Consider the following 6179-nt stretch of genomic DNA (forward strand, 5'->3'; position numbering starts at 1 on the left):
GCGCGACCCGGCGCCGACGGGGGGACGATGTGGTGATGGCAGGGATCGGCAGGACGGATTGCGGCTTGAAGCCGCCCCGGACGGGTACGGGGAGGTAGGCGGTGGCGCTGCGTAATGATGTGGAGATGCGGTTCCGCGATCCGCATCCCCATCCCTCCGGCGCGCGGCCTCCGGTTCTGCCGTCGCGTCTCGTCCCGCGGCATGTGGGCATCGTCATGGACGGCAACGGACGGTGGGCGAAGAGGCGCGGGCTGGCGCGGACAAAGGGGCACGAGGCCGGCGAGGACGCCCTGTTCGACTGCGTCGAGGGCGCGATCGAGCTCGGGGTCCGATGGTTGTCGGTGTTCGCCTTCTCCACGGAGAACTGGAAACGGTCACCGGACGAGGTGGCGTTCCTGATGCGCTTCACCGACGGGGTGTTCGGCCGGCGCATCGAGGACATGCACGCGCTCGGTGTGCGGGTTCGCTGGGCGGGCCGTCGTCCCCGGCTGTGGGGGAACGTGATCAGGCGGCTGGAGTCGTCCGAGGAACGTACCCGTGACAACGACCGGCTCACCCTGGTGATGTGCGTGAACTACGGCGGCCGGGCCGAGATCGCCGATGCCGCGGCGGCGATCGCCCGGGACGTGCGGGAGGGCCGGCTGCGCGTCGATCGGATCGATGAGGCGACCATCGGCCGTTACCTGGATGAGCCCGATATGCCCGATCTGGACCTCGTCATTCGGACTTCCGGGGAACAGCGGCTCAGCAACTTCCTGCTCTGGCAGGCCGCCTATGCCGAGTTCTCGTTCGTCGAGACGCTCTGGCCGGACTTCGACCGGCGCGATCTGTGGTCCGCCTGTGAGGACTTCGCCCGACGGGACCGGCGCTACGGCGGAACCGTCGCCCACCACGTCTGATGCCCGGGCCCGACGTTCCGACTGGACCAGACGCTTCCACCGTGCCCGACTGGGCGGCGCCGACGGCCGGTGCTCCGGTCGTTGCCCAGATCGCCTTCGTCGTGCCAGGGGACGCCGTGCCCGGGGACGCCAGCCCGGGCGGGGCGGGGTTCGCCGCGGCGGCACGCCCGGCGCTCGACGCGCTCGCCCGGGCCCCGGGATTCCGTGGTGGGCGGATCGCCCAGGCGCTCGACGAACCCGGCTCGTGGCTGATGACCACCGAGTGGGACGGGCCGGGTGCGTGGCGTCGCGCGTTGTCCGCCTTCGAGGTGCGGTACGCGCTGACGCCGCTGCTCGTCTTCGCGGTCGACGGGCCCGGCACCTTCGAGGTGCTGGTGTCGGTGGACGGGCCGGGTGGCTCGGCGCGGACCCATCGGTCCGACCGTGCGCCGGACGCCGGCACCGCGGCCCCCGGCGAGCTGCCGCGCTCCGCCGGTGCGCCGGGCACCGGCCGGCCGTGACCAGCCACGGGATTGCCGGTGGGTACCGGTAGCCTCGACTCAGCATCATGGAATCTACGATCTATGGGTTGTGGATCTATGATGTGCAGATCTATGGATCATGGATCATGGATCTGTGAATCATGGATTCGGAGTGTCGATGTCCCTTGGACAGTCCCCTCCCTGACCGCCTGACCGCTCTCTCCGGACACCGGTCGCCGGCGGGCCGGTGTCCGGTCCCCGGAGCCGGGGTGTCCTGCCCCACTCGTGACCGCGACAGCGAAATGCCGAGGCTCGCTCGATGTTGACCATGCAGGACGCGCTGCTGGCGCTGACCCGTTACTGGACCGACCGCGGCTGCATGATCGTGCAGCCGTTCAACACCGAGGTCGGCGCTGGTACGCTCAACCCAGCCACGGTGCTGCGGGTGCTCGGACCGGAGCCGTGGCGGGTCGCGTACGCCGAACCCTCGGTCCGTCCCGACGACTCCCGCTACGGCCACAACCCGAACCGGCTGCAGACCCACACCCAGTTCCAGGTCATCCTCAAACCGGACCCGGGCAACTCCCAGGAGCTCTACCTGGGCAGTCTCGCGGCGCTCGGCATCGACACCGCCGCCCACGACGTCCGGTTCGTCGAGGACAACTGGGCCTCGCCCGCGCTCGGTGCCTGGGGTCTGGGCTGGGAGGTCTGGCTCGACGGCCTGGAGATCACCCAGTTCACTTACTTCCAGCAGGCCGGTGGCCAGACGCTCGACACCGTCAGCGTCGAGATCACCTATGGCGTGGAACGCATCCTCATGGCCCTGCAGGGCGTCCGCCACTTCAGCGAGATTGCTTACGCCCCCGGCATCTCCTACGGCGAGGTGTTCGGCCAGGCCGAGTACGAGATGTCCCGGTACTACCTCGACGACGCCGACATCGACACCGTGCGCCGGCTCTACGCCGACTATGCCGCCGAGGCCCGCCGGCTCATCGACGCCCGGCTGCCCGTCCCCGCGCACTCCTACGTGCTGAAGTGCTCGCACGCCTTCAACATCCTCGATTCCCGGGGCGCGGTCTCCACCACCGAGCGGGCCACCTCCTTCGCGCAGATGCGCGGACTGTCGCGGGAGGTCGCGGCGCTGTGGCGGGACCGCCGCGAGGAGCTTGGCCATCCCCTCGGGGTGGCCTCCCCGCCACCGGCCGCGGTGCCCGCCGCGGTGACCACCCAGATCGAGGCGCCGGCCACCCTGCTGTTCGAGATCGGGACGGAGGAGCTCCCGGCGGCCGAGGTGACCCGGACCATCGAGGCGGTGCGCGCCGGCCTCGTCGAGCGGCTAGCGGCCACCCGCCTCACGTACGGTGCGGTCCGGGTGCTGGGCACTCCCCGGCGCATCGTGGCGATTGTTGACGAGGTGGCGCCCCGGGAGCCGGACGTCGAGCGGGTCGTCCGCGGCCCGCGCGTTTCGGCCGCCTACGACGCCGCCGGCGCGCCGACGAAGGCCGCCGTCGGGTTCGCGCGTGGTCAGGGCGCGGATCCCGCCGGCCTCCAGGTCGTCACCCACCGCGGTGTCGAGCATGTCGCGCTCGTGCGCACCGAGGCTGGCCGGGACGCCGCCCGGGTGCTGGCCGGGGTGCTCGGTGAGCTGGTGGCGGGGCTGCGCGCGGAGCGCAATATGCGTTGGAACGATCCGGCCCTGTCGTTCAGCCGGCCGGTGCGCTGGCTGCTCGCCCTGCTCGGCGAGGCCGTGGTGCCGGTGGCGGTGTCGACGCTCGCGGCCGGTCGGACCACTCGCGGCCACCGGCGGGCCGGCTCCCCGCCGCTCGACGTGCCGAGCGCGTCCGGCTACCCCGAACTGCTCGCCGCCCGCTCGGTCCTGCTCGACCCGGTAGTTCGCCGCGAGCTCGTCGTCGAGGAGGCGGCCAAGCTCACCGCGGACTCCGGCGGTCACATCGACCTCGTCGCCGAGGCGGACGTGCTCACCGAGGTGGCGAACCTCGTCGAGTTCCCGCGCCCGATCCTCGGGTCCTTCGAGGAACGCTTTCTGGACCTGCCGGCGGAGATCCTCACCACCGTCATGCGCAAGCACCAGCGCTACCTGCCGGTGCGTGACGCCGCCGGGCGGCTGCTGCCGTCGTTCGTCGCCGTCGCCGATGGCGAGGTCGACCAGGCGCTGGTCCGCGCCGGTAACGAGGACGTCATCCGGGCCCGGTTCACCGACGCTGCGTTCTTCTACGACGCCGACGTCACGGTGCCGCCCGAGACGTTCCGGGCGGAGCTCGCGAAGCTGACGTTCGAGCAGCGGCTCGGCTCCGTCGCGGACCGGGCCGACCGCATCGCGGCGCTGGCGCGTGACCTCGCCGAGGAGATCGGCCTCGGTGAGGACGACCGGGCCACCCTGGACCGGGCGGCCGCGCTCGCCAAGTTCGATCTGGCTACCCAGATGGTCATCGAGCTGTCGAGCCTCGCCGGCACGATGGCGCGGGAGTATGCCCGCCGGGCCGGTGAGCCCGAGGCGGTCGCCGTCGCCCTCTTTGAGATGGAGCTGCCTCGCCGGGCCGGTGATCAGCTGCCCGCTACCGCCCCCGGTGGCCTGCTGGCCCTCGCCGACCGGCTCGATCTGCTTGTCGGGCTGTTCGCGCTCGACGCGGCTCCCACGGGGAGTTCGGATCCGTTCGGGTTGCGCCGGGCCGCGCTCGGGGTCGCCGCGATCCTGGGCAGCCGGCCCGAGCTCGCCGGCCTCACCGTCACCGGCGCGCTGGCCCGTGCTGCCCGGCTTACCCCGGTGCCGGTGCCCGCCGAGGCGCTCGGGGCCGCCGGGGCGTTCGTCCGTGGCCGCTACGTCCAGCAACTACTCGACGCCGGGGTGGACCACCGCCTGGTCGGCGCAGTCGGGCCGCTCACCGGCACGCCGGCCCGCGCGGCCGCCACCTTGGTGACACTGCGGCAGCTCGTCCAGGGGGAGTCCGCACCCGCCGCCGGCTTCGCCGCCCTGGCCGCCGCGTTGCAGCGGGTCCGCCGGATCGTGCCGGCCGGGACCCCGGCGGTGCTCGACGCGCAGCGCCTCACCGAACCCGCCGAGATCGACCTGCTGGAGGTCGTGACAGCCCTCGCCCAGCGGCTCGCGCCCTCCGGCGCCGATTCGGCTGTCACCGCGGAGACGCCGGCCGGAGTGATCTCCCTTGATGAGCTGGTCGCCGCAGCCGGAGACCTGCCGGCCGCCGTCGACGCGTTCTTCGACGCGGTGATGGTGATGGCCGACGACCCGGCGGTGCGGGCGGCGCGGCTCGGTCTGCTGGCCTGGATCCGGGACCTGACGGCCGGAGCTCTCGACTGGGAGGCTCTCGGCTCGCTGCCCGCTTCCGGTTACTAATCATGGGCATTCTGGCTGCGCATACCGTTACCACGGGTTAGCGTCTGGGTATCACTCCGGGGCGGAAGGGACGACCATGGCGCGCTACGTGTATGGCTTCCACCAGGGCAACAAGGATATGAAGGATCTTCTCGGCGGTAAGGGCGCGAACCTCGCCGAGATGACGAATCTCGGCCTGCCCGTCCCGCCCGGGTTCACCATCAGCACCCAGGCGTGCCGGGAGTACCTTGCCGGTGGCGAACCGGTCGGGCTACGGGTGGAGATCGATCATCATCTTGCCGCTCTGGAGACCGCCCGGGGACGGCGGCTCGGCCAGGCCGACGATCCGCTGCTGGTGTCGGTGCGTTCCGGCGCGAAGTTCTCCATGCCCGGGATGATGGACACCATCCTGAACATCGGCCTGACCGACCAGGCCGTCTTGGGCCTGGCCGAGCAGTCGGGTTCGCCGCGGTTCGCCTGGGACTCCTACCGCCGGCTGCTGGCCATGTTCGGCCGGACCGTCCTCGGCGTCGGCGAGCCGTCGTTCGACGCGGCTCTCGAGGCGGCGAAGCGGGCCAAGGGCACCAGCAGCGACCTCGACCTCGACGAGAACGACCTGCGGGCGCTCGTCGCGACCTACCAGCGGATCGTGCTCGAGCGCACCGGCCGTCCCTTCCCCCAGGATCCCCGCGAGCAGCTGGATCTCGCGATCCGAGCGGTGTTCGACTCCTGGAACGGGCCGCGGGCCCGGCTGTACCGCCGTACCGAGCGCATTCCGGACGATCTCGGGACGGCAGTGAGCGTCGTCGCGATGGTGTTCGGCAACCTCGGAACGGACTCGGGCACCGGGGTGGCCTTCACCCGGGACCCGGGCAACGGGGAACCCGGCGTGTACGGAGACTATCTGCCCAATGCCCAGGGCGAGGATGTGGTGGCCGGGATCCGTAACCCGGTTCCCCTCGCCGAGCTGGAGCGGATCGACCCGGCATCCTTCACCGAACTGCGCGAGATCATGACGCGCTTGGAGAAGCACTACCGGGACCTGTGCGACATCGAGTTCACGATCGAACATGGCAGGTTGTGGATCCTGCAGACCCGCGTCGGCAAACGCACTGCCGCGGCGGCCTTCCGGATCGCCGCTACGCTCGCCGAACGCGGTGTCATCGACGATGACGAGGCGCTGTGCCGGGTGAGCGGCGACCAGCTCGCCACCCTGATGTTCCCGCGCTTCGACGACACGGCCCGCCCCGCCCCGATCGCGACGGGAGTGAACGCCGCGCCTGGGGCGGCGGTGGGGGAGGCCGTCTTCGACGCCGCCGAGGCGGTGCGGGTGGCGGCCGAGGGCCGACCGGTCATCCTCGTCCGCCGCGAGACGAACCCCGACGACCTCGCGGGCATGCTCGCGGCGCGCGGAATCCTGACCTCCCGGGGCGGCCGGACGTCGCATGCCGCCGTCGTCGCCAGAGG

At 71.7% G+C, this 6179-nt stretch carries 4 protein-coding genes; all 4 read left to right on the forward strand.

Going from position 1 to position 6179, the window contains the following annotated elements; all coding sequences use genetic code 11:
* The first annotated feature begins 101 nt into the window (after window positions 1–101).
* Window positions 102–899: an isoprenyl transferase gene (locus AC08OP_RS18825; protein WP_476615395.1), complete on the forward strand. Its 798-nt coding sequence runs from the start codon at window positions 102–104 to the stop codon at window positions 897–899.
* A gap of 41 nt (window positions 900–940) precedes the next feature.
* Complete coding sequence (locus tag AC08OP_RS18830) at window positions 941–1399, forward strand: antibiotic biosynthesis monooxygenase (RefSeq protein WP_476615396.1); 459 nt, start codon at window positions 941–943, stop codon at window positions 1397–1399.
* A gap of 280 nt (window positions 1400–1679) precedes the next feature.
* A complete protein-coding gene (locus AC08OP_RS18835; RefSeq protein WP_476615397.1) occupies window positions 1680–4733 on the forward strand; it encodes a glycine--tRNA ligase in 3054 nt (1017 codons plus the stop codon).
* A 76-nt stretch (window positions 4734–4809) separates the two neighbouring features.
* The coding region (locus AC08OP_RS18840) for a pyruvate, phosphate dikinase (RefSeq protein WP_476615398.1) at window positions 4810–6179 on the forward strand (1370 nt) is incomplete at its 3' end.

The organism is Frankia sp. CeRuru1 (assembly GCF_977966315.1).